General features: G+C 48.3%; 1 rRNA gene. It reads left to right on the plus strand.

Features of this window, described 5'->3' with window-relative positions:
- A 23S ribosomal RNA gene (locus ACRDCA_RS05445) occupies positions 1–1,025 on the plus strand; the annotation flags it as partial.

A 1,025-nucleotide genomic window follows, 5' to 3' on the forward strand; every position in this document is an offset into this window, starting at 1 on the left:
TAAACGAAGCATAGTGGTATCCTGAGTAGCGCGGAACACGTGAAATTCTGTGTGAATCTGCCGGGACCATCCGGTAAGGCTAAATACTCCCGAGAGACCGATAGCGAACCAGTACTGTGAAGGAAAGGTGAAAAGTACTTCGAATAGAAGAGTGAAATAGTCCCTGAAACCGTGCGCCTACAAGCGGTCGGAGCAGCTTCGTGCTGTGACGGCGTGCCTTTTGCATAATGAACCTACGAGTTACCGTTGCCAGCAAGGTTAAGGAACATGAGTTCTGCAGCCGAAGCGAAAGCGAGTCTTAATAGGGCGTTTTAGTTGGTAGTGGTAGACGCGAAACCGAGTGATCTACCCTTGGGCAGGTTGAAGGTTGGGTAACACCAACTGGAGGACCGAACCGATAAGCGTTGAAAAGCTTCCGGATGACCTGAGGGTAGGGGTGAAAGGCTAATCAAACTCGGAGATAGCTCGTACTCCCCGAAATGCATTTAGGTGCAGCCTTAATTTTTACTAATGTGAGGTAGAGCGACTGATTAGATGCGAGGGCTTCACCGCCTATCAAGTCTTGATAAACTCCGAATGCGCATTAGTTTTAGATTAGGAGTGAGGGCATGGGTGCTAAGGTCCGTGCCCGAGAGGAGAAGAATCCAGACCATCAGCTAAGGTCCCCAAATAACAGCTAAGTTAAACTAACGAAGTCAGATTGCTAAGACAGCTAGGATGTTGGCTTGGAAGCAGCCATTCATTTAAAGAGTGCGTAACAGCTCACTAGTCGAGGAATTTGGCGTGGATAATAATCGGGTATAAGCTGTTTACCGAAGCTATGGAATCTACTGATGTAGATTGGTAGGGGAGCATTCCACTCTGCGTTGAAGGCGTATCGTAAGGTACTCTGGAGCGTGTGGAAAAGCAAATGTAGGTATAAGTAACGATAAAGGGGGTGAGAAACCCCCTCGCCGAAAGACTAAGGTTTCCTGATCAACGCTAATCGGATCAGGGTTAGTCGGGTCCTAAGGCTCAGCCGAATG

It is taken from the genome of Serratia sp. (in: enterobacteria), from assembly GCF_051654945.1.
GTDB lineage: Bacteria > Pseudomonadota > Gammaproteobacteria > Enterobacterales > Enterobacteriaceae > Chania.